This is a genomic window from Vibrio sp. 10N.261.52.A1, from assembly GCF_002876325.1.
Classification (GTDB): domain Bacteria; phylum Pseudomonadota; class Gammaproteobacteria; order Enterobacterales; family Vibrionaceae; genus Vibrio; species Vibrio chagasii.
On the sequence record NZ_MCYD01000666.1, the window covers coordinates 1 to 1,679 of the forward strand.

Sequence of the window (1,679 nt, forward strand, 5' to 3'; positions counted from 1 at the left end):
GCAACGGCCTCCCTCTACATTACCCGGCGTTTTTCAAGGTAGTTGTCATCATTCGCTTATTTATTAAGCGGCTTCTCTTTCTGGATTCAGGTGAACCTCACCAACAGGCGCACAGTTCCTGATATCACCAGACCACCGCTCAGGCTTTCGCTGTTTTGCAGCAAGCAATACCTCTACACGACGCTTCAAGATCTCTTTATCTTTTCCATTGTGACGCTCTGAAGGTGTGACGTAATTTAGCTTACTGTGCTTGTGCTCGGTGTTGTACCAGCGTACGAAGGCTTCAACCCAACTTCGACTACCGTCGATCGTTTCAAAGCCTTTTACTGGCCAACTTGGCATGTACTTTACCGTGCGGAACAATGACTCGACATACGGGTTATCATCACTGACTCTTGGGCGGCTATACGATGAGGTAATACCTAACTCTTCCATCTTAGCTTTGAACGTCAACGACTTCATCGGCGCACCGTTATCCGAGTGAAGAACCAGCGCTTGATTGAAGCACTGCTCTCGCATCAACGTCCGTTGCAGAAGCTGTGACGCCAGCTCACCGCACTCACGCTCATACACTTCATAACCCACGATTTTTCGGCTGTAGATATCTTCGATGACATACAGGTAATAATGTTGGCCTCGTACCTTTGAAGGTAAGTAAGTGATATCCCACGTATAGACTTGGTTCGAGTCCGTCGCTGTGTAACTGGTTGGCTTCGCTTGCTTCTGTCTGCTCCGCTGACGACCTCGTTTGTGAAGTTGCCCCTGTGCTGCCAGTATTCGATAATAGCTCGATTCAGAAGCGATATACTCACCTCTATCAAGCAGTGTCGGGACGATTTGAGTCGGTGGTAAGCTTGCGAACTCAGAGCGGTTACACACCTCGATAATCGCATCACGCTCTTCCTGCGACAGCTTGTTAGCAGGCTCAGGCCTAATGCATATTGGCCTTTTGTCAGCTTGTATTTCACCTTGCTGATACCAACGACGATAAGTTCTCAAGTCAATTTGAACTTCATGGCAAGCTGGCTCTAAACGGCATCCGCATTGCTTCGCTTCAAGAATTAGAGTCACTATGGTCTGCCTTTCATCGGTTGAGGTTATTCGTCCTCTGGCTCTTCCCCGTAAAAGGCTCTCAGCTTTTTTCTTAGTACCAGGAGGGCGGCCGTTTCAGCGAGCGCCTTTTCTTTGAGTCGTAAATCTTTCTTCAACTCTTTGATTTGAAGTTTGTCAGCTTTAACTTGCTTCTTTGCTTCAGCTTCCTGCTCTTTACTCGACTTAAACCCTTGCATACATTCGCGGCGCCAGCTTTGGATTTGTTCTGGGAAAAGGCCTTTTTCACGACAATATTGGCTGAGTTCACTTTCTGTCATTGAGTAGGTTTCAGCGACAATGGCAAGTTTAGTTTGAGCAGACCACTGCTCTGATGAAGTGTTGCTATTTGGCACGGCGGCTCCTGAACGTCTGAGTTGCTGGCGCCAATGGTACAGGGTCGCAGTGCTAATTCCTTCCTCTTCCGACACTTCTTTTACTGACATCGAATAAGGAGGTAAGAGCTTCTTCAATATAGCTTCTTTTCTTTCTACTGAGATACGAGACACAATTACTCTTTATCGCCCAAACTGGTTAAATTTTAACAGTGACAACTACCCTGCCAGAGGGGGATGGTTCCTTCTGCAACG

At 47.3% G+C, this 1,679-nt stretch carries 1 protein-coding gene; it reads right to left on the bottom strand.

What is annotated here, in order from left to right; all coding sequences use genetic code 11:
• Nucleotides 1-63: 63 nt before the first annotated feature.
• A protein-coding gene (locus BCT81_RS12675) for an IS3 family transposase (protein WP_241902766.1) occupies nt 64-1,598 on the bottom strand; the annotation gives its coding sequence in 2 pieces (ribosomal slippage) (nt 64-1,130 and nt 1,130-1,598; 1,536 coding nt in all).
• Between the last annotated feature and the right edge of the window lie 81 nt (nt 1,599-1,679).